The organism is Roseburia inulinivorans DSM 16841, from assembly GCF_000174195.1.
In the GTDB taxonomy this organism is placed as follows: domain Bacteria; phylum Bacillota; class Clostridia; order Lachnospirales; family Lachnospiraceae; genus Roseburia; species Roseburia inulinivorans.
The window spans coordinates 1-18,492 of record NZ_ACFY01000037.1 but is presented as its reverse complement, the minus strand read 5'-3'; the positions used below and the strand labels follow the sequence as shown (position 1 = coordinate 18,492).

Below are 18,492 nucleotides of genomic sequence, written 5' to 3'. Positions count from 1 at the left end.
TCTGCCCTATCAACGTTATGAATCGCACCACTGAATCTGCAATTTACGTTATGGAACTCGCGGGTTATGGGATGAGTGCCTATAGGATCAAAACTCAATCTGCATTCTTGAAATAAATGAATTAGGTTTTTTAATGAATTTTAACGGAATAAAATAGAATTGTATATGTGATTATGGTAGAATATGATATTAATGATTTTGTCAATCGGAATTGACAGAGGTAATGAAATGTTTGAAGAATTAGGAATTAGTTTTGGCACAGCACTAATCGTCTTACTTGCATTATATTTTATAATTAAGTGGGCGGTCAAAAATGGAATAAAAGAAGCCTATAGGGATATTACAGGGAAAGTCACTACCGAGGATATTGAGGCAGAACAAATATGTAACGAAGAGGAAAAATAGTTAATAAAGAGAGGTGCATATGCTATGCCAGGTATACTCGTGGTTGAAGATGATGAAAATTTAAATCGTGGAATTACATTTTCACTGAAAAAATCCGGATATGAGGTTTTTTCAGCAGAATCAGTGAAAAAAGCGAAAAGAATTGCAAGTGATAATAATGTGGATGTTACCATTTGTGATGTGAATCTTCCGGATGGGAATGGACTGGAATTTGTAAGGTGGATGAGATGCAATTATAATACATACATTATTTGTCTTACAGCACTAGATCAGGAGATGGATCAGGTCGTGGGATATGAAGCAGGGGCAGATGATTATATTACAAAGCCGTTTAGTCTTTCGGTACTTCTTTTGAAAATAGAAGCACATTTCCGCCGCAGACAGGAGAAAACGGAAGCCGGAAAGATGATTTCGGGAGATATCGTATTTATCGCAGGAGAAATGAAAGTCCTGATAAAGAGTCGTGAAATCAGTCTGACAAAAACGGAGTTGAAAATGCTGACTTTTTTTCTTCAGAATCCGAAACAGATTCTTTCAAAAACACAAATATTGGAAAATGTGTTTGATCTGGAAGGGGATTTTGTGGATGAAAATACAATCGCTGTCAATATCAGAAGACTCCGTGAGAAAATCGAAGACAATCCGGCTACACCGGTCTATATAAAGAATATCAGAGGTCTTGGGTATATATGGAATCAGGAGGTAAGGCAGTGACAAAGAGATATCGCAAGAAGATCACAGTAGTGCTCTCCTTGGTATTACCTGTCATATTATTGTTTGCAATATTAAATTGCTTTACCACGTATGTGTTTTATGAAGATTATAAATATAAAATGAATCTTATGACAGAGATTGCTGCAAAGGAAGAATTTTCCGGGCTGGATGCTGTTTCGGAATTGCTTAAGGATAAGGATATTGAAACCAACGAACAGGGAAGGCGATTATTGGAGCAATATGGATACTGGGGAAATAAAGGGAATGCATTTTATATGCAATTCCGGCATCAGGTTATGGTGACCGGTGCTGTAAGCACTGTGATATGCGTGCTTCTTTTGACTTTTTTACTTTATTGGAAGAAAAAAGAAGATGCGTGTCATCAGAAAATTTTAGACCAGTTGGAAGAAATTCTGATCAGATTCCGTGAAAATAAATTTGATGCTTTACTGAAAACGGAAAATCCAGCAGAACTGGAAAAATTGAATGACCAGCTTGAAGCAATCGGACATCATATTCAGTTGCTAAAGGAAGAAGCACGGGAAGAAAAAGAGAACACGAAAGAAATGGTTTCTGATATTTCTCACCAGTTAAAGACACCGGTTGCAGCTTTGGATACATGTTTTAGTGTGCTGATGCAGAATGACTTAAGTGCCACAGAACAGGAGGAGTTTCGTATCCGTTGTCGGAGTGCTCTGGATGGACTGGAGACATTATTGCAGTCGCTTCTTCAAATATCCAAGATGGAAACTGGACTGATTCAGATTAATAAGAAAAAACTTCCGCTTATGGATACTGTCATATCTGCTGTGAACCGCACTTATCCTAAAGCGGATGAGAAAGAAATTGAATTCGTTTTTGACTATGAAAAAGAGCTGGAAACATGCACGATTATGCAGGATAAAAGGTGGCTTGGTGAAGCTGTGATCAACGTTCTGGATAATGCAATCAAGTACAGCCCGGATGGTTCAAAAATATTTATCCGGTTACAAAAAAGAAACGATCTTGTAAGAATGGAAATTGAGGATCAGGGAATTGGTATTCCGCAGAATGAGTATCACAAAATTTTTCAACGATTTTACAGAGGAAGCTCCAGGGAGGTCATGGAAAAGAGTGGTACAGGAATCGGACTTTTTCTATCGAGAGAAATTATCGAAAAACACGCAGGTACGATTATGGTAACCTCCGGCAAAAAGAAAAAAGGAAGCACGTTTGTGATTCAATTACCATATGTTGGTTAAATTTTAAGTGGGCAGAAATCTTACAATTCTGTAAGACTTCTGCTCGTTTTTTGAAAGTGAAATGAAAGATTATCCTGATACAATTTGGATGTAGGTTGAAAAATGACCAAATATATAAACAGGCAAAGAAAGCGTGCTGAAAAGGTACGCTTTACAGAATTGAAAAGGAGGCAACACATGAGTGTGATATTAGAAACCAAGCAGCTTTGTAAATTTTATGGCGCAGGTGAGAATCAGGTCAAAGCGGTCAATCAGGTGGACATTCAGATTGAGCAGGGAGAATTTGTCGCAATTGTTGGAAAGTCAGGTTCCGGTAAAAGTACATTACTTCATATGCTTGGAGGGCTAGACACCCCTACAAAAGGCAGAGTTACTTTAGCCGGGAAAGATTTATATAGGATGAAGGAAGATGCCCTTGCTGTTTTCCGCAGAAGAAAAATCGGATTTGTTTTTCAGGCATTTAATCTGGTTTCATCTGTTAATGTCTGGGAAAATATTGTACTGCCACTGGGGCTGGATGGAAGAAAAGTGGATGAAGCGTATGTAAATGATATTATTGCAACTCTGGGGATTGAAAACCGGATTTATAATCTGCCAAATCAGTTATCCGGAGGACAGCAGCAGAGAGTAGCAATTGCAAGAGCACTGGTGAATCGTCCGGAAATTATATTTGCAGATGAGCCGACAGGAAATCTTGATTCTAAGACCAGTGATGAGGTAATCGCTCTGCTTAAGATGACAGCAAAAAAATATGGACAGACAATTGTAATGATTACCCATGATGACGAAATTGCACAGGTCGCTGACCGTATTCTGGTGATTGAGGACGGACAGGTGGTGGATTTCAGATGAAGACAATAAGCAGGATTGCATATAGCAATGACAAAAGGAACAGGACAAGAAGTATACTGATCATGATGGCAATCTGTCTGACCACGATGCTGCTTGTTATCATCAGTACTGTGGGAAATGGGGTAATTCATTTACAGAAAAGTCAGGCGGCAGGATCATATGGAAGCAATTATGGTCTGTTTGTTTCCGCAGACGGATCGCAGTTAAAAGAAGTAAACCGCCGTGCGGAAATAGATGCTACAGGCACTATGTGCACCGAAGGTATCATAAAAGGCAATGAAAAAGGTGGTTTTGTCTGCATGGATGAGACTGCAAGAAAAATGCTTCCCTATAATAAGGAATATGAGTTAACGGAAGGAAAGTATCCGGAAAAAATGCAGGAAATTGCCGCAGGAAGAGCATTTTTTCGTGCAATGGGGTATGGTGATGTAAAGATCGGAGATACGGTTACACTGGATTACCGCGCAGGGATGCAGTCAGAATATAAGCCGGAAGAATTTGTTGTCAGCGGAATCCTATATGATCGGGATGAGTATACCATCGAGGCATCTTATGTTGCTTTCGGGTCACAGGAGTTTTATGATGAGCACGTCGCAGAGAATGACAGACAGTATAATATTTATTTTACTTTAAATGATTCTGCAAATGTATCTATGAATAATATTGATTCGGTTATAAAGCAGATTGCAGCAGCTTGTGGGATCGAAGAAAAAAACGTTATAGTCAATGATCTCTATTTGCAATGGGTCTTGCAGCCGAGTTATGAAACGATTGCGGTATGCGGGGTTTTGATTCTTGCAATTGTACTTTTCTCTGTTGTGGTCATTTATAATATTTTTCAGGTCGGTATTGCCAACAAGATACAGGAGTATGGAAAAATCAAGGCTCTGGGAGCGACAAAAAAGCAGATGAAACAACTGATCTTCAGAGAGGGCATTTTTTTGACATTTTTTTCAATACCAGTTGGATTGCTTTTTGGCTTTCTGATTGCAAAATGCGGTTTTAACTGGCTGGTAGAACAGGGGAACCTTGTATCAACCGGAACTGGCTCTATGGGAGTTCAAAATCAGCAGGTGCCTCTGTTTTCCCTGCCTGTTATGCTTTTCTGTATTTTCGTATCATTTCTTACCGTTGCTTTGGCACTGCGTAAACCAATGAAAATTGTTTCACGGATTTCACCTATCGAAGCAACACGGTATTTAGAAAATGCAGAAACACAAAAAAAGGAAAACGAAATGGCAGAAAAAATGTCACCGTGTTTTCTATGGCAATGGCAAATGTAACGGGTAATCCCAAAAGAACTATTGGTACTATCCTCACAATGGGTTTTTCTTGCGTATTGTTTGTGATTATCTCTAATTATGTGGGAAATATTGACACGGAGCATGAAGCACGTCTTTCCGTTAATCATGGACAATTTGAACTGCAGCTTGACTATTCTGCTGAGTATGATGAAAGATATCCGGAGAATAATCTGGATACGATTCTGACGGATAATCCATTGAATGATTCGCTGATTGAAGAAATCAAAAGCATTCCGGGAGTGACAGATGTCATGACGAGAGAGATTGTCTCTGTAAATCTGAACGGAACAAGATTTCCGGCTGATATTGTGAGTAAAAATGATTTTGATTTTATGCGCCAGGACGGGGATATTGGCTCTATGGACTATGATCAGGCGGTAAAGAATGGTGATATTTTCTTTGGCTGGTCAACGTGGATGGAACAAGATGGATATGCTCCGGGTGAATCCATTGCATTTGACTTTGAGAATGGAAGTGGAACCTATACCTATCAGGGAAAGATTGCAGGATCCTTTGTAAGCGCGGACACTTATCTTGTCATTCCGGAAGGTGTATACCGTTCCATGAATCCGAGGGGAACAGCCTATGGCTATCTGTGGGTGGACTGTGATAAAAAAGATATGGCATCTGTGGAACAGAGTCTGAATACTTTGATTTCTAATACTTCGCATATAAAAATGGATACCTATCATGCACAGTTACAATATGCAGAATTAGCAGCCCGCATGATGAAGCTCGGCTGTTATCTGTTTATGGCGGTTGTAGGACTCATCGGTTTTATGAATATGGCAAACACCATGATCATGAATATTACGACAAAAAAGCAGGAATATGGTGTATTACAGGCTGTGGGTATGACAAATAAACAATTAAATTTATGCCTGCAGTTACAGGGACTGATGTTTACGGTTGGTACCATATGCGTAGCTTTGATCATTGGTCTGCCGCTCGGCTATGCACTTTTTTCCTATGCAAAACATAATGGAATATTTGGAATGAATATCTATCATGTTCCAATCGTACCAATTTTTATTATGATTTTTTTGGTCGGTCTGTTGCAGATTGTACTTTCCTGCGTTTTAAGCAGTAATCTGAAAAAGGAAACGCTGGTAGAAAGAATAAGGTATGATGGATAGCAAGTAATATGTAATGAACTAGTACATCGAATAATAAGTTTCTGATACATTGACGCCGGATGATTGTTTCATATGCAAGGCGGAGGAATGAGGCGTAGCGGTGGCTACGTCGATTGACGACAACGCAGCAGATGAAAAATCAGCCAAGTCAAGGTGTCAGTTATTTATTATTCGGTGTACTAGGTCTTAACGAAGAGGAGAAATAGATAACTTCCATTTGAGGAGGTGAACACTTTGGATATTGAGAAAGCCAAATCATATTACAATCAAATAAGAAGTGAAGATTTATGTGATTGTGATTATTGTAGAAACAATATTCATGAAGTCAAAGCAGCTTATCCTACCTCTTTTATAGACACTCCATAACCGTGAGTTCCATAACGTAAATTGCAGATTCTGTGGTGCAATTCACAGTGTAAATTGGGCAAATATAAGCGTCCTCTCACAAGTCATCCATAACGTGAATGAAAGCAAAACGGTATAAACAAATATTATTTTCTTTGTGAGCTATGGAGATAAGACTCTTCAGAGGCTTATCGGAATGTCCAGCGAACAGAAACATAATATTTCGTTTATACCGTTTTGCTTTTCATAAACCTATAAAACCACGACTTGCGAGAGGACGCTTATATCTGCCCTTCAAGCCCTAAGAAAGCACCGCAGAATCTGCAACACTACGCAAATTAAACTCCGGTTATGCAGACAGCGCGTTTTTCTTGACTTGAGCCAAAGCCTTTGCAACAGGTGGCAGACTGATCACGATCAAAGTAGCGATCGCTTCCGGTACGATATAAGTTGCATTGTAAGTTAAAGAGTACACAATGGCAGGTGTTCCTTCCGGGGCATATGCACCGAAGAATACGACACCGGAGATCACTGCAAATACATAACGTCCAAACACGGCAACGATATAACCAATCTGCAGCCCGTGTTTTTTGTTTGCAAAAAATCCGGCGAGCCCTAAAGCACCAAATGCCAGAGGGTAGTCTAAAATCATCTGTGGAACGGTATAGAAAATTGGCTCCATAACAAACTGAACAAGACCGTAGGCAACGGCAGTCATAAGACCAACATAAGGACCGTACCAGTAACCGATCAGTGCGATAAACAACATGCTGAATAAAGTAACGGAACCGCCCATTGGCAGATTCGCAAACTTAATCATGGAGCATACTACTGCAAGCGCAATCGCAACGGCAGAGTAGACAAGCTGTTTTGTGGTGAGAATTGTTTTTTTCTCTGCATTTCTGTGGCGGATCACTGCTGCGACAACAACGAGAAGTGCGATAATGACTACTACAACTGCGATTCCAGGTGCAGTAAGACGTACAGAGCCATCATCCCAGGCTCCGATCGTGGTAGTAAAAAATTCTTTCATAAAATAAAATCCTCCTTGCGTTTCAGATCTTTTGCGCCAGGAGGAAAAAACTCTATATTCTATCGTCTGATGAGAAATATCATAAAAGCTTCCTTACGCCGGTATTATCCGGTTCAAGTAATAAGGGTTGATGAAAAATCATCTCTCAGCGTTGGAATGTCTGGCAAATGCAGCATTTTTTGCGCCCCTAGCGTTTTTGATTCTGTTATAAATACTGTTAAGGTCTATGATGCCTTAACGAGTATCAATATAGCAAGATGCAGCGGGAAAGTCAACCTGAAATTTTCATAAAAGTTCTTGAAATCACAAAGACTCACAAAGATCACAAAGATTCCAACAATTTGTGGGCAAAGCAAAAGCCGCAGAACAAAATCTGCGACTTTCTTTTCAGATATAAAGATCGATATTACTTCCAAGATATGGTGTGACGGAATTCTCCATCATCTGAACCATGCCGGCACCTAATGCCTGTGTCATATCTAAAGATTTTCCGAGCATTGCAACTCCGATATCTTCCTGTAATGTAACAGGGCTTGTGGAAGAACCGATGTCATATGCAGAAACCGTACTTAATGCTGCGTCTAAACCTGTAATATCCATAAATCCTATCTCACTTTCATTTCCAATTTTTGCATATAAAATGCAATCATTCATGACTCATTGAAGCACTTTTAATATAGCACAGATCGGTCGTTCTGTATATAGAAAAGAAAAATGTTACTGTTCACACAGCAGTAAAACACTTGCTGTTTTGCTGCGTAAGAAAGTGATTCAGAAAAATCCTCTTGACAAATAAAACAGAAATGCATATACTTTGCCTATCAAATAGTTTGATAATCAAATAATTAGAAAGTCAAACAAACATGAAAAACAACAGGCGAAAGCCAGGAAAGAATGAGGAAAAGCAAAATGTTAGAAAAGATGAAACCGATTATTGCAGAACAGTTAAATGTAAATGAGGCAGAGATCAAGCCGGAAACAAAATTCAAAGACGATCTGGGCGCAGATTCCTTAGATTTATTTGAAATGGTGATGGCTCTGGAAGAAGAGTTCGGAATTGAGATCCCATCAGAGGATCTTGAGAATATTGTAACAGTCAACGATATTATGGGTTATCTCAAAGAAAAAGGTGTGGAAGCTTAAGACCATTTACAAATATTCAAAGAGAGGCAGGAAACAATGAAAACGAGAATTACGGATTTGCTTGGCTGTCAGTATCCTGTGATCCAGGGCGGAATGGCATGGGTTGCAGAGTATCATCTTGCAGCGGCAGTTTCAGAGGCAGGAGGAATCGGACTGATCGGTGCAGCCAGTGCTCCGCCGGAAGTAGTCAGAGAACAGATCAGAAAAACAAAAGAATTGACGGATAAACCATTTGGAGTCAATGTGATGCTTTTGAATCCAAATGCTCCGGAAGTCGCAAAAGTGGTCGTGGAAGAGGGCGTAAAAATTGTGACGACAGGAGCCGGAAATCCGGGAAAATTCATGGAGATGTGGAAACAGGCAGGCGTCACCGTAATTCCGGTTGTAGCAAGTGTTGCGATGGCAAAAATGATGGAACGCGCAGGGGCAGATGCCGTGGTCGCAGAGGGGATGGAGTCCGGCGGACACATTGGTTCACAGACCACGATGACGCTGGTACCGCAGGTTGTGGATGCAGTGACCATCCCGGTCATTGCCGCCGGAGGCATTGCGGACGGCAGAGGAATGGCGGCAGCCATGATGCTGGGAGCGGAAGGTGTGCAGATGGGAACAAGGTTTGTGGTCGCAAAAGAATCGATCGTACACCAGAATTATAAGGAACGCATTATCAAAGCAAAAGACATCGATTCTGAAGTGACAGGTATGAGTACCGGGCATCCGATCCGGGTACTGCGAAACCAGATGACAAGAGAGTATCTGAAATTAGAAAAGGAAGGTGCCTCTTTTGAGGAGTTAGAGCAGTTGACACTTGGCTCTCTGCGCAAAGCGGTGATCGAAGGGGATGCAGTTCATGGAAGTCTGATGGCAGGACAGAGCGCCGGGCTTGTGAAAAAAGAGCAGACCTGTCAGGAGATCATAGAGGAAGTTGTCACAGGTGCCAGAGCGCTGCTTGCAGGAAGAAAATGACCTGACATGCGCAGATTTGAAGATTTGAGAAAGGTGTGGTTATCAGGATGGGAAAGACAGTATTTATGTTTCCGGGACAGGGATCCCAATATATTGGCATGGGAAAAGAATTTTACGAACAGATTCCTATTTGTAAAGAAGTGTACGATCTTGCTTCAGAGGTGACTGGATTGGATATCCCGGCACTGTGTTTTGAGGAGAACGAAAAATTAAATATCACAGAGTACACGCAGATCTGTATGCTGACTACGGAAGCTGCAATTTATATGGCGTTGGAACAGAACGGTTATCAGCCGGATGTCACAGCCGGATTGAGTCTTGGTGAGTATGGAGCGTTGATCGCATCCGGAGTCATGACTGCTGAGGAAGCATTTGAACTTGTGCGGAAAAGAGGCATTTTTATGCAGGAAGCTGTCCCGGCCGGTGGAGCAATGGCAGCAGTGCTAGGACTGGATGCAGCGGCAATTGAGAAGATCTGCAGAGAGACAGCAGAGCAGACAGGGAGCGAGGTTTCCATAGCCAATTACAACTGCCCTGGACAGATCGTCATTTCCGGTCAGGAGGAAGCAGTGCATCTGGCAGGAGAAACATGTAAGGCGTCTGGGGCAAAACGCGTTGTTCCATTGAAAGTCAGCGGCCCGTTTCATTCGAAAATGCTGCAGGGCGCAGGAGAAAAGTTAAAAGAAGAATTAAAAAAAGTAGAGATCAGTGATTCATTTGTTCCTTATATTGCAAATGTAACGGCAGACTATGTCACAAAAAAAGAGGAAGTGAAACCATTGCTTGCCAGTCAGGTATCTTCTTCTGTGCGCTGGCAGCAGACCATAGAACGGCTGCTTGCAGATGGTGCGGATGAATTTGTAGAGATCGGACCGGGAAGAACATTGAGTGGATTTGTGAAAAAAGTGAACCGGGATGTAAAAGTGAGCAGCATTGATAAAATGGAAGATTTTATTCAGTTTATCGGAAGTCATGTGGAGGCGGGAGCATGTTAACAGATTCTTTGAAAAATAAAGTGGCACTTGTCACGGGAGCCGGCCGCGGAATCGGAAAAGAGATTGCAAAGACACTGGCATCATGTGGAGCGTTTGTTATTGTCAATTATAACAGTTCGCCGGACGCAGCAGAACAGACTGTAAAAGAAATCATAAAACAGGGTGGAATGGCAGCGCCTGTACAATGTGATGTTTCTGATTTTGATGCCTGCGGAAAAATGATGGAAATGATCATAAACAACTATGGACACCTCGATATTCTGGTCAATAATGCAGGGATCACAAGAGATGGACTGATCATGAAAATGAGTGAGGAAGATTTTGACAGGGTTCTTGATACGAATCTGAAAGGTGCATTCCATACGATCCGCCATGCTTCACGTTATTTCCTGAAACAGAAATCCGGTAAGATCATTAACATTTCTTCTGTTTCCGGCGTCATGGGGAATGCAGGACAGGCAAATTACAGTGCGAGCAAAGCCGGAGTGATCGGTCTTACCAAAAGTGTGGCAAGGGAGCTTGCGTCGAGAGGGATCACATGCAATGCAGTGGCACCCGGATTTATCGAGACAGAGATGACAGAGGCTATGCCGGAGGCTGCCAGGGAAGCGGTAAAAAAACAGATTCCGCTTCAGCGGACAGGGCAGGTGTCAGATGTGGCTAGTGTGGCTGCATTTTTAGCATCAGATCTGGCAGATTATATCACCGGACAGGTGATCTCCGTGGACGGCGGCATGCACATGTAAAGAATATATATCATGAGGAGAACAATATGGCAAAAAGACGCGTAGTGGTAACGGGAATGGGAGCAGTCACACCGATCGGACTGAGTGTGGATGAATTCTGGCAGAATGTAAAAGCACAGAAAACCGGGTTTTCTGAAATTACAAAATTCGACACCACTAATTATAAATGTAAGCTTGCAGCAGAAGTAAAAGAGTTTGATGCAAAAAATTATATGGATGCAAAAGAAGCAAGGCGCATGGAACTATTCAGCCAGTATGCCGTGGCGGCAGCGAAGGAGGCAATTGAGGATGCCGGGCTTGAAATGGATCAGGAAGATCCGTATATGGCAGGCTGTGCCATTGGAAGCGGCGTGGGAAGCCTTCAGGCGATCGAGCGCGAACATACAAGGCTGATAGAAAAAGGACCGGGGAGAGTGGGACCTTTATTCGTTCCCATGATGATCTCTAATATGGCAGCAGGAAATGTTTCCATTCATTTTGGATTAAAAGGAAAAAGTATCAATGTTGTGACAGCCTGTGCCACAGGAACGAATACGATCGGTGAGGCATTCCGTGCCATTCAGTATGGTGAGGCAGACATTATGGTTTCCGGGGGAACCGAGGGAAGTATCTGTCCGACCGCAATCGCTGGTTTTACGTCACTCACGGCACTCACAGCAGAAACCGATCCGGAGAGATGTTCCATTCCGTTTGATAAAGAACGCAGCGGCTTTGTCATGGGAGAGGGCGCAGCGGTGGTCGTGTTAGAGGAATTAGAGCATGCAAAACGCCGTGGCGCAAAGATATATGCAGAGGTTGTGGGTTATGGCTGTTCTTCGGATGCGTATCATATCACATCTCCGGCAGAAGATGGCAGCGGCGCAGCAAGAGCTATGTTAAATGCTGTTCAGGATGCAGGAATCACAGTGGATGAGGTCGGTTACATCAATGCACATGGAACATCCACGCACCATAACGATCTCTTTGAGACGCGCGCGATCAAACTTGCATTTGGTGCGCATGCCGGTGAAATGAAGGTCAATTCCACAAAATCCATGGTCGGACATATGCTGGGAGCTGCCGGAGCGATCGAGTTTATCACTTGTGTGAAAGAGATTGAGGAAGACTACATTCATGCCACAGTTGGCTATAAAGTGCCGGATGAGGAACTGGATCTCGATTATTGCAAAGAACCGGTTTCGATGGAGGTGCAGTATGCACTGAGCAATTCCCTTGGATTTGGCGGTCATAATGCAAGTATTCTATTAAAAAAATACACCATTGTATCGGACAAAGATATCAATGGCTGCAGATAAGGAGGCAGCGATGTCAGTATTAAACATCAGTCAGATCATGGAAATCCTGCCACACAGACAGCCAATGCTGCTCATTGATTCGGTAGAAGAAATTGAGTATGGTGTCCGTGCAGTGGCGAAGAAATGCGTCAGTTTCAATGAACCTTTTTTTGCAGGACATTTTCCGGAAGAACCGGTGATGCCAGGGGTGCTGATCGTGGAGGCACTGGCGCAGACCGGTGCGGTCGCAATCCTTGGAAAAGATGAAAACCGTGGAAAAACAGCTTATTTTGCGTCCATCAATTCTGCAAAATTTAAAAGAAAAGTAGTTCCCGGAGATATTCTCACGCTGGAGACGGAAATTATAAAAGTGAAAGGACCGATCGGGGTGGGAAAAGCGACGGCAAAAGTCGGAGATGAAATTGCATGCATTGCAGAACTCACCTTTGCAGTTGAGTAACAGAATAGAAAGGCATTACATAGAAGCTGTAACAGAAAGGAAATATTATGCCAGCAATTTTGAGAAGAAGAAAGCTGATATCCATAAAACCTGAAAGAAAAAATGCAGTAACTTACCGCAAAGAGGAAGTGCAGGCGGAAGTTATGACACCACCACCGGCAGTGGATCAGCAGAAAATACCGGGAAGTACAGTGGTCTGCCCCGCATGTAAGAGAGAAGTGAACAAGGCGGAAGTGGAAAAGAATAAGTATGTCTGCTATGAGTGCGGAAGCTATTTCCGCGTGCGGACTAAAAACAGGATCCGCATGGTGGCTGATGCAGGAACCTTTGAACCATGGTTTGAATATCTGGAATCAGAAAATCCACTGGATTTTCCGGAATATACCCAGAAGGTGGAGGCAGCCAGGGAAAAGACCGGACTGCATGAGGCAGTGACCATCGGACGATGCAAAATATATGGGGAAGAGACGGTTCTTGGAATCTGTGATGCCAGATTCCTGATGAGCAGCATGGGACATGTGGTCGGAGAAAAAATTGCGCTCGGTGTGGAGCGGGCGACAGATTTAAAGCTTCCGGTTATTTTGTTCTGCTGCTCCGGTGGGGCGAGAATGCAGGAAGGTATTATTTCCCTGATGCAGATGGCAAAGACTTCCGCAGCTTTAAAAAGGCATTCTGATGCAGGGCTTTTGTATGTGCCGGTATTGACAGATCCGACGACCGGAGGTGTGACCGCAAGTTTTGCAATGCTTGGAGATATTATCCTGGCAGAGCCGGGCGCATTGATCGGTTTTGCAGGACCCCGCGTGATCGAGCAGACCATCGGACAAAAACTTCCGGAGGGATTTCAACGTGCGGAATTTCAGTTAGAGCATGGATTTGTGGATGCCATTGTTGAGCGGAAAAATCTGAAAATAACCTTAAACCGTATTTTAAAAATGCATCACAGCAGGAAAGGATTTGCTGATTTTGATCCATTGCGCATGGATGATAACTACGAGCCGACAGAGTTAATGCGGGAGCGCGCGGCAAGGGCAAAAGGACTGACGCCGTGGGAAAAGGTAAAAGCCGCAAGGAAAGTAGACAGACCTTCTGCCACTGATTATATGGAAAATATTTTTGATGAATTTATGGAGTTCCATGGTGACAGATACTTTCGGGATGATCCGGCAATCGTAGGTGGAGTCGCATATCTCGACGGCCAGCCTGTGACCGTGATCGGAATCCAGAAAGGAAAAGATTTTAAGGACTGCATGAAACACAATTATGGAATGCCGTCGCCGGAAGGATACCGGAAAGCGATACGTCTGATGAAACAGGCAGAAAAATTCGGACGCGCGGTGATCACATTTGTAAACACAGCGGGAGCATACTGCGGAATGGAGGCAGAGGAGCGTGGGCAGGGGGAAGCGATCGCCCGGAATCTTTATGAGATGTCTGCATTAAAAGTGCCGGTTCTCTGCATCATGATCGGGGAAGGCGGAAGCGGCGGAGCACTTGCCTTAGCAGTCGGAAATGAAGTATGGATGATGGAAAATGCAACCTATTGTGTGCTTTCGCCGGAAGGATTTGCATCCATTTTGTGGAAAGACGGAAAACGTGCAAAAGAGGCAAGTGAGATTATGAAAATCACGGCATTGGATTTAAAATCGCTGGGTGTCATTGAACAGATCATCCCGGAATATGGTGTGGCAGACGCAAAAGCCTGTGAATCAATCTCGCGCTATCTGAAAGGAAATATAAAAAAGTTTCTTGAGAAACAAAATGGCAGGACAGGAGAACAGTTTGCGTCCGAGCGCTATGCGAGATTCCGGAAATTTTAGCAAAATCACAGCGGCTATGTGCACAGAGAGTACGAATCGTTTTGTGACCGGACAGAGAAGAGAGGAATATTATGAAGGTAAAAATAACAGGAACGGGAAGCTGCCTTCCGAAGCTTCGCGTGACAAATGATGATCTTGGTCAGATCATGGAAACATCGGACGAATGGATCCGGTCGAGAACCGGGATTATTGCCAGACATATTGCGGTAGAGGAGACAACCACCGGCATGTCCACAGAAGCAGCAGACAAGGCGTTGAAAAGTGCAGAAATTTCAGCGGAAGATGTGGATATCATCATTGCGGCAACTGTTTCTGCAGATAAACATCTTCCGGGACTTGCCTGTGAGGTGCAGAAAAATATCGGTGCAGAAAATGCAGTTGCGTTCGACATCAATGCAGCGTGTTCCGGTTTTCTTTTTGCACTGGATACTGCGGCGCTGTATTTAGAACATGGCGGATATCAGCATGCGCTTGTGATTGGAGCGGAAACGCTGTCAAAAATGATGGACTGGACGGACCGGAGCACCTGCGTGCTTTTTGGGGACGGCGCAGGGGCAGCAGTTCTTTCAGCAAGTAAAGAAGATGGCATTTTATCCATGGTGCAGGGCTCGGATGGGTTCAGGGGCGATGTCTTAAACTGCATGGCGAGAAAAGTGAACAACCCTTATAAAAAAAGTGACACGGCACTTTCCTATGTTTCCATGAATGGGCAGGAGGTGTACAGGTTTGCAGTGAAGACTGTGCCAAAGGCGGTCACAGACGCAGTGGAACAGGCAGGCTTACATCTGGAAGAGATTGATTTATTCCTGCTACATCAGGCAAATTACAGGATCATTGAAGCAGTTTCGAAAAGACTTGGTCAGCCTATGGAAAAATTTCCGACCAATCTGGAGGAATGTGGGAATATTTCTGCGGCGAGTGTGCCGATTTTGCTTGATAATGTCAATAATCATGGTATGATGAGGAAAGGAATGAAAATCGTGTTGGCAGGATTTGGAGCAGGCCTCACCTGGGGAGCAACGGTGATAAACTGGTAAAATCAGGCGCTGACCGCAGAAATAGGAGTAGATCGGATGACAACAGATGAAACATTAAACGAATTATTGGTCAGATTGTTTAAAGACATCATGGAGATTGAGGGAAAATGTCTTGTGACAGAAGAATTCAAAGATCTCAGTTACAATGATTTCCATGTGATCGAGGCAATCGGAGTCAATGAACCAAAAACGATGACAACGGTGGCAAAGCTGATGGGTGTCACAACCGGAACGTTGACAAAGGCAATGGATGGACTGACCAGAAAAGGGTATGTTATCCGTGAGCGCAGTACGCAGGATAAACGTGTGGTATGGGTTTATCTGACAGACACCGGGAAAGCTGCTTACAAACATCATGAAGAGTTTCATCACGAGATGATCGCACAGATCAAAAGTCAGCTTACCGAGCAGGAGACGCCGATCCTGATCTATGCGCTGGCGAAACTTGCCGATTATTTTCACCTTGTATACAAGGGTGAGAAAGAATAAAGAACAGAGGTCATTGCATCGAAAAACTATTTTTTTTATGCGATGACCTGTTTTGTTATAAGTTGAAATGATAATAATTATAACCTGAAAATATAAAAAGTAAAATTTATTGATTTTTTTTATGCAAAATGAATAATTTGAAGTCGAATCCTGCAAAAAAATAGACTGATCATTAGAAAACTTCACTAAATTAAAGGAATAAAGAAAAAAATATTGCGTCCGCCGTCATTTTATAATAAAATGTACGTGTTGATGAGAAATCTGCAGCCGGAATCAATGCCGGAGCATTTAAAAAATGCCGGATATCTGATTTCACATGGTTGTAAATATATTTTTAAAGGAGAAAAAAAATGGGATACGTTGATGAAGTACTCGCAAAAGTAAAAGAAAAAAATGCTTCAGAACCTGAATTTTTACAGGCTGTTGAAGAGGTATTAGAGTCTTTAAGACCTGTTATTGATGCAAATGAGGAATTGTACAGAAAAAATGCAATTCTTGAGAGAATCACAGAACCAGACCGTCAGATCATGTTCCGTGTACCTTGGGTAGACGATAACGGACAGGTTCAGGTAAACAGAGGTTATCGTGTACAGTTCAACAATGCCATTGGACCATACAAGGGAGGATTAAGACTTCATCCTTCTGTAAACCTTGGAATTATCAAATTCTTAGGATTTGAACAGATTTTCAAGAATTCCCTTACAACACTTCCAATCGGTGGTGGTAAAGGTGGTTCTGACTTTGATCCAAAGGGTAAATCTGACAGAGAGATCATGGCATTCTGCCAGAGCTTTATGACAGAACTTTCCAAATACATCGGAGCAGATGTGGACGTACCAGCAGGTGATATCGGAACTGGTGCAAGAGAGATCGGATTTATGTTTGGCCAGTTCAAGAGAATCCGTGGTTCTTTCGAAGGTGTTCTTACCGGTAAAGGACTTACATACGGTGGATCTCTTGCCCGTACACAGGCTACAGGATATGGTTTATTATACCTGACAAATGCATTGTGGAAAGATCACGGCATGAGCCTTGAAGGCAAGACTGCTGCAGTTTCCGGTTCCGGTAACGTTGCAATCTACGCAATTGAGAAAGCACAGCAGTTAGGTGTAAAAGTTGTAACATGTTCTGATTCTACAGGATGGATTTATGATCCGGAAGGAATCGATGTTGCATTATTAAAAGAAGTAAAAGAAGTAAAACGTGCACGTTTAACAGAGTACGCTGCTGCAAAACCATCTGCAGAATATCATGCAAAACAGAATGGTGAGCACGGTGTATGGCAGTACAAAGTAGATTTAGCCCTTCCATGTGCAACTCAGAATGAGTTAGACATTGAGGATGCTAAGATGTTAGTTGCAAATGGTGTTACATCTGTAACAGAGGGCGCTAACATGCCTACTACATTAGAGGCAACAAAATACTTACAGGAGAGCGGCGTATTATTCGTAGGTGGTAAAGCTGCCAATGCCGGTGGTGTTGCTACATCTGCATTAGAGATGAGCCAGAACTCTGAGAGACTTCACTGGACATTCGAAGAAGTTGATGGAAAACTCAAAGGAATCATGGAGACAATCTACGCTAATATTTCTGATGCAGCAAAGAGATACAATGCAACCGTTGGCGGACAGACAGACTATGTTGCCGGTGCAAATATAGCCGGATTTGAGAAGGTTGTTGATGCTATGTTAGCTCAGGGCGTGTGCTAATAAATTAGCAACAAATGAATAATTATTCAAAAATTGAGAACCCTACACATTGCAGGAAAACGCAAAAGTGTAGGGTTTTTGTGTTTTGCCAGATGCATGAAAATGCAGTAAAGTAAGCGGTTTATACATGAGAGAAGGAGATAAGTTACAAGTAATATACATATAATATACGCGTAGTATACAAACGGTTTTGCATAATATACAAGGATGATTCGACTAAAATGTATTTTTATAAAATAGGGTAAAAACATAGCACAGGGTAATCAATGAAATTACGTTTATTTTGAACAAGAATTTTGAAATGGAGATTGTCGGTTTATGTAAATTGTGATACACTACCGGCATGAGAAGTAATCGTGTACAGAGTGGTAGCCTCCCAGACTAGAGATCGAGGGGAGGTGGTGCTGATGGATATGTATGAAGTTTTAAGCCTGTTATTTTTAGGCGGTTCATTTCTAATCGCACTGCTTGCCTACATAGATAGGAACAACAAGCGAAAATAAATAAGCCACTCCTGTCTTGGCGGACGAGTGGCTTATTAAATAACCATTTACGAGGCTAACCACTTTGTGGGCGGTTGCTTCTCTTTATGTTTATTATAGTATGAGGTGGGTAAATTTTCAAGACATAAATTTGTGGAAGTTGGATTTAGTTTATTTCAGAGTGAGATAGTAGTATACGCGTAATATACAAAAATGTTTGAAATCCCCATGAATACTGAATACCTGTGCTGAGGCTATGCTTGCACAGGGTGTTTGCTAATCGTGAATTTCTAAGATAAAGATTATATTGAGAAGTCCTGGAAATATTGAATTTCCGGGGC

The 18,492-nt window shown here is 42.5% G+C and carries 20 protein-coding genes and 1 riboswitch; of the genes, 18 read left to right on the top strand and 2 right to left on the bottom strand.

The window, feature by feature from the left end; all coding sequences use genetic code 11:
• The first annotated feature begins 228 nt into the window (after nt 1-228).
• The 7 genes from ROSEINA2194_RS20855 (at nt 229) to ROSEINA2194_RS22450 (ending at nt 6,018) form a co-directional block, all read left to right on the top strand.
• The gene (locus ROSEINA2194_RS20855) at nt 229-405 is read left to right on the top strand and encodes a DUF6019 family protein (RefSeq protein ID WP_021939191.1); all 177 of its coding nucleotides are present in this window, start codon (nt 229-231) and stop codon (nt 403-405) included.
• Between the two features lie 24 nt (nt 406-429).
• The gene (locus ROSEINA2194_RS03605) at nt 430-1,119 is read left to right on the top strand and encodes a response regulator transcription factor (protein WP_007883491.1); all 690 of its coding nucleotides are present in this window, start codon (nt 430-432) and stop codon (nt 1,117-1,119) included.
• The gene (locus tag ROSEINA2194_RS03600; RefSeq protein WP_007883490.1) at nt 1,095-2,360 is read left to right on the top strand and encodes a sensor histidine kinase; all 1,266 of its coding nucleotides are present in this window, start codon (nt 1,095-1,097) and stop codon (nt 2,358-2,360) included. The genes ROSEINA2194_RS03605 and ROSEINA2194_RS03600 overlap by 25 nt, the downstream gene beginning before the upstream one ends.
• 177 nt (nt 2,361-2,537) lie before the next feature.
• Entirely contained in the window at nt 2,538-3,212 is a 675-nt protein-coding gene (locus ROSEINA2194_RS03595) for an ABC transporter ATP-binding protein (RefSeq protein WP_019162957.1), read from the top strand.
• On the top strand, nt 3,209-4,495 hold the full coding sequence (locus ROSEINA2194_RS03590) for an ABC transporter permease (RefSeq protein ID WP_007883486.1): 1,287 nt from the start codon (nt 3,209-3,211) through the stop codon (nt 4,493-4,495). Before ROSEINA2194_RS03595 ends, ROSEINA2194_RS03590 begins: the two co-directional genes overlap by 4 nt.
• A 38-nt stretch (nt 4,496-4,533) precedes the next feature.
• Entirely contained in the window at nt 4,534-5,652 is a 1,119-nt protein-coding gene (locus tag ROSEINA2194_RS03585; protein ID WP_252832545.1) for an ABC transporter permease, read from the top strand.
• 234 nt (nt 5,653-5,886) lie between these two features.
• The gene (locus ROSEINA2194_RS22450) at nt 5,887-6,018 is read left to right on the top strand and encodes a hypothetical protein (RefSeq protein ID WP_007883481.1); all 132 of its coding nucleotides are present in this window, start codon (nt 5,887-5,889) and stop codon (nt 6,016-6,018) included.
• A 328-nt stretch (nt 6,019-6,346) separates the two neighbouring features.
• Here ROSEINA2194_RS22450 and thiT read toward each other — a convergent pair whose 3' ends face one another.
• Nucleotides 6,347-7,030 carry an energy-coupled thiamine transporter ThiT gene (thiT, locus tag ROSEINA2194_RS03580; RefSeq protein WP_007883480.1) on the bottom strand — a complete coding sequence of 228 codons (684 nt, stop codon included), beginning with the start codon at nt 7,028-7,030 and terminating at the stop codon, nt 6,347-6,349.
• Between the two features lie 73 nt (nt 7,031-7,103).
• Nucleotides 7,104-7,229: riboswitch (TPP riboswitch) on the bottom strand.
• Nucleotides 7,230-7,417: 188 nt separating this feature from the next.
• Nucleotides 7,418-7,630, bottom strand: coding sequence for a YjfB family protein (locus tag ROSEINA2194_RS03575; protein WP_044927132.1), 213 nt, complete (start codon nt 7,628-7,630; stop codon nt 7,418-7,420).
• A gap of 294 nt (nt 7,631-7,924) precedes the next feature.
• Between ROSEINA2194_RS03575 and acpP the strand changes: the two genes are divergently transcribed.
• The 11 genes from acpP to ROSEINA2194_RS21715 all read left to right on the top strand — a co-directional run bounded on the left by acpP (nt 7,925) and on the right by ROSEINA2194_RS21715 (nt 18,172).
• Nucleotides 7,925-8,173 carry an acyl carrier protein gene (gene acpP / locus ROSEINA2194_RS03570; RefSeq protein WP_007883477.1) on the top strand — a complete coding sequence of 83 codons (249 nt, stop codon included), beginning with the start codon at nt 7,925-7,927 and terminating at the stop codon, nt 8,171-8,173.
• Between the two features lie 36 nt (nt 8,174-8,209).
• Nucleotides 8,210-9,139 (top strand): enoyl-[acyl-carrier-protein] reductase FabK, encoded by a 930-nt coding sequence (gene fabK, locus ROSEINA2194_RS03565; RefSeq protein ID WP_007883476.1) that lies wholly within the window; start codon nt 8,210-8,212, stop codon nt 9,137-9,139.
• 47 nt (nt 9,140-9,186) lie between these two features.
• Nucleotides 9,187-10,134 (top strand): ACP S-malonyltransferase, encoded by a 948-nt coding sequence (gene fabD, locus ROSEINA2194_RS03560; protein ID WP_007883475.1) that lies wholly within the window; start codon nt 9,187-9,189, stop codon nt 10,132-10,134.
• A complete protein-coding gene (fabG, locus tag ROSEINA2194_RS03555) occupies nt 10,128-10,880 on the top strand; it encodes a 3-oxoacyl-[acyl-carrier-protein] reductase (protein ID WP_007883474.1) in 753 nt (250 codons plus the stop codon). The genes fabD and fabG overlap by 7 nt, the downstream gene beginning before the upstream one ends.
• A gap of 26 nt (nt 10,881-10,906) precedes the next feature.
• Entirely contained in the window at nt 10,907-12,175 is a 1,269-nt protein-coding gene (fabF, locus tag ROSEINA2194_RS03550) for a beta-ketoacyl-ACP synthase II (RefSeq protein ID WP_007883473.1), read from the top strand.
• A 10-nt stretch (nt 12,176-12,185) separates the two neighbouring features.
• Nucleotides 12,186-12,614 (top strand): 3-hydroxyacyl-ACP dehydratase FabZ, encoded by a 429-nt coding sequence (gene fabZ / locus ROSEINA2194_RS03545; protein ID WP_021922249.1) that lies wholly within the window; start codon nt 12,186-12,188, stop codon nt 12,612-12,614.
• Nucleotides 12,615-12,757: 143 nt separating this feature from the next.
• Nucleotides 12,758-14,434, top strand: coding sequence for an acetyl-CoA carboxylase carboxyl transferase subunit (locus tag ROSEINA2194_RS03540; protein WP_044927128.1), 1,677 nt, complete (start codon nt 12,758-12,760; stop codon nt 14,432-14,434).
• 71 nt (nt 14,435-14,505) lie between these two features.
• Nucleotides 14,506-15,471: a beta-ketoacyl-ACP synthase III gene (locus ROSEINA2194_RS03535; protein ID WP_007883470.1), complete on the top strand. Its 966-nt coding sequence runs from the start codon at nt 14,506-14,508 to the stop codon at nt 15,469-15,471.
• A gap of 36 nt (nt 15,472-15,507) precedes the next feature.
• Complete coding sequence (locus tag ROSEINA2194_RS03530) at nt 15,508-15,960, top strand: MarR family winged helix-turn-helix transcriptional regulator (RefSeq protein ID WP_007883469.1); 453 nt, start codon at nt 15,508-15,510, stop codon at nt 15,958-15,960.
• Between the two features lie 350 nt (nt 15,961-16,310).
• Nucleotides 16,311-17,669 carry an NADP-specific glutamate dehydrogenase gene (gdhA, locus tag ROSEINA2194_RS03525; protein WP_007883468.1) on the top strand — a complete coding sequence of 453 codons (1,359 nt, stop codon included), beginning with the start codon at nt 16,311-16,313 and terminating at the stop codon, nt 17,667-17,669.
• Nucleotides 17,670-18,076: 407 nt separating this feature from the next.
• Entirely contained in the window at nt 18,077-18,172 is a 96-nt protein-coding gene (locus ROSEINA2194_RS21715; protein WP_222149858.1) for a putative holin-like toxin, read from the top strand.
• Nucleotides 18,173-18,492 lie beyond the last annotated feature (320 nt).

Coding starts and splice junctions, on each gene's coding strand:
- ROSEINA2194_RS03540 (WP_044927128.1), top strand. CDS start 12,758: ATGACACCACCACCGGCAGTGGATCAGCAGAAAATACCGGGAAGTACA.
- ROSEINA2194_RS03530 (WP_007883469.1), top strand. CDS start 15,508: ATGACAACAGATGAAACATTAAACGAATTATTGGTCAGATTGTTTAAA.
- ROSEINA2194_RS20855 (WP_021939191.1), top strand. CDS start 229: ATGTTTGAAGAATTAGGAATTAGTTTTGGCACAGCACTAATCGTCTTA.
- ROSEINA2194_RS03535 (WP_007883470.1), top strand. CDS start 14,506: ATGAAGGTAAAAATAACAGGAACGGGAAGCTGCCTTCCGAAGCTTCGC.
- ROSEINA2194_RS03575 (WP_044927132.1), bottom strand. CDS start 7,630: ATGGATATTACAGGTTTAGACGCAGCATTAAGTACGGTTTCTGCATAT.
- ROSEINA2194_RS03590 (WP_007883486.1), top strand. CDS start 3,209: ATGAAGACAATAAGCAGGATTGCATATAGCAATGACAAAAGGAACAGG.
- gdhA (WP_007883468.1), top strand. CDS start 16,311: ATGGGATACGTTGATGAAGTACTCGCAAAAGTAAAAGAAAAAAATGCT.
- ROSEINA2194_RS03595 (WP_019162957.1), top strand. CDS start 2,538: ATGAGTGTGATATTAGAAACCAAGCAGCTTTGTAAATTTTATGGCGCA.
- fabF (WP_007883473.1), top strand. CDS start 10,907: ATGGCAAAAAGACGCGTAGTGGTAACGGGAATGGGAGCAGTCACACCG.
- fabK (WP_007883476.1), top strand. CDS start 8,210: ATGAAAACGAGAATTACGGATTTGCTTGGCTGTCAGTATCCTGTGATC.
- ROSEINA2194_RS03605 (WP_007883491.1), top strand. CDS start 430: ATGCCAGGTATACTCGTGGTTGAAGATGATGAAAATTTAAATCGTGGA.
- thiT (WP_007883480.1), bottom strand. CDS start 7,030: ATGAAAGAATTTTTTACTACCACGATCGGAGCCTGGGATGATGGCTCT.
- fabZ (WP_021922249.1), top strand. CDS start 12,186: ATGTCAGTATTAAACATCAGTCAGATCATGGAAATCCTGCCACACAGA.
- ROSEINA2194_RS03585 (WP_252832545.1), top strand. CDS start 4,534: ATGGGTTTTTCTTGCGTATTGTTTGTGATTATCTCTAATTATGTGGGA.
- ROSEINA2194_RS03600 (WP_007883490.1), top strand. CDS start 1,095: ATGGAATCAGGAGGTAAGGCAGTGACAAAGAGATATCGCAAGAAGATC.
- acpP (WP_007883477.1), top strand. CDS start 7,925: ATGAGGAAAAGCAAAATGTTAGAAAAGATGAAACCGATTATTGCAGAA.
- fabD (WP_007883475.1), top strand. CDS start 9,187: ATGGGAAAGACAGTATTTATGTTTCCGGGACAGGGATCCCAATATATT.
- ROSEINA2194_RS21715 (WP_222149858.1), top strand. CDS start 18,077: ATGGATATGTATGAAGTTTTAAGCCTGTTATTTTTAGGCGGTTCATTT.
- fabG (WP_007883474.1), top strand. CDS start 10,128: ATGTTAACAGATTCTTTGAAAAATAAAGTGGCACTTGTCACGGGAGCC.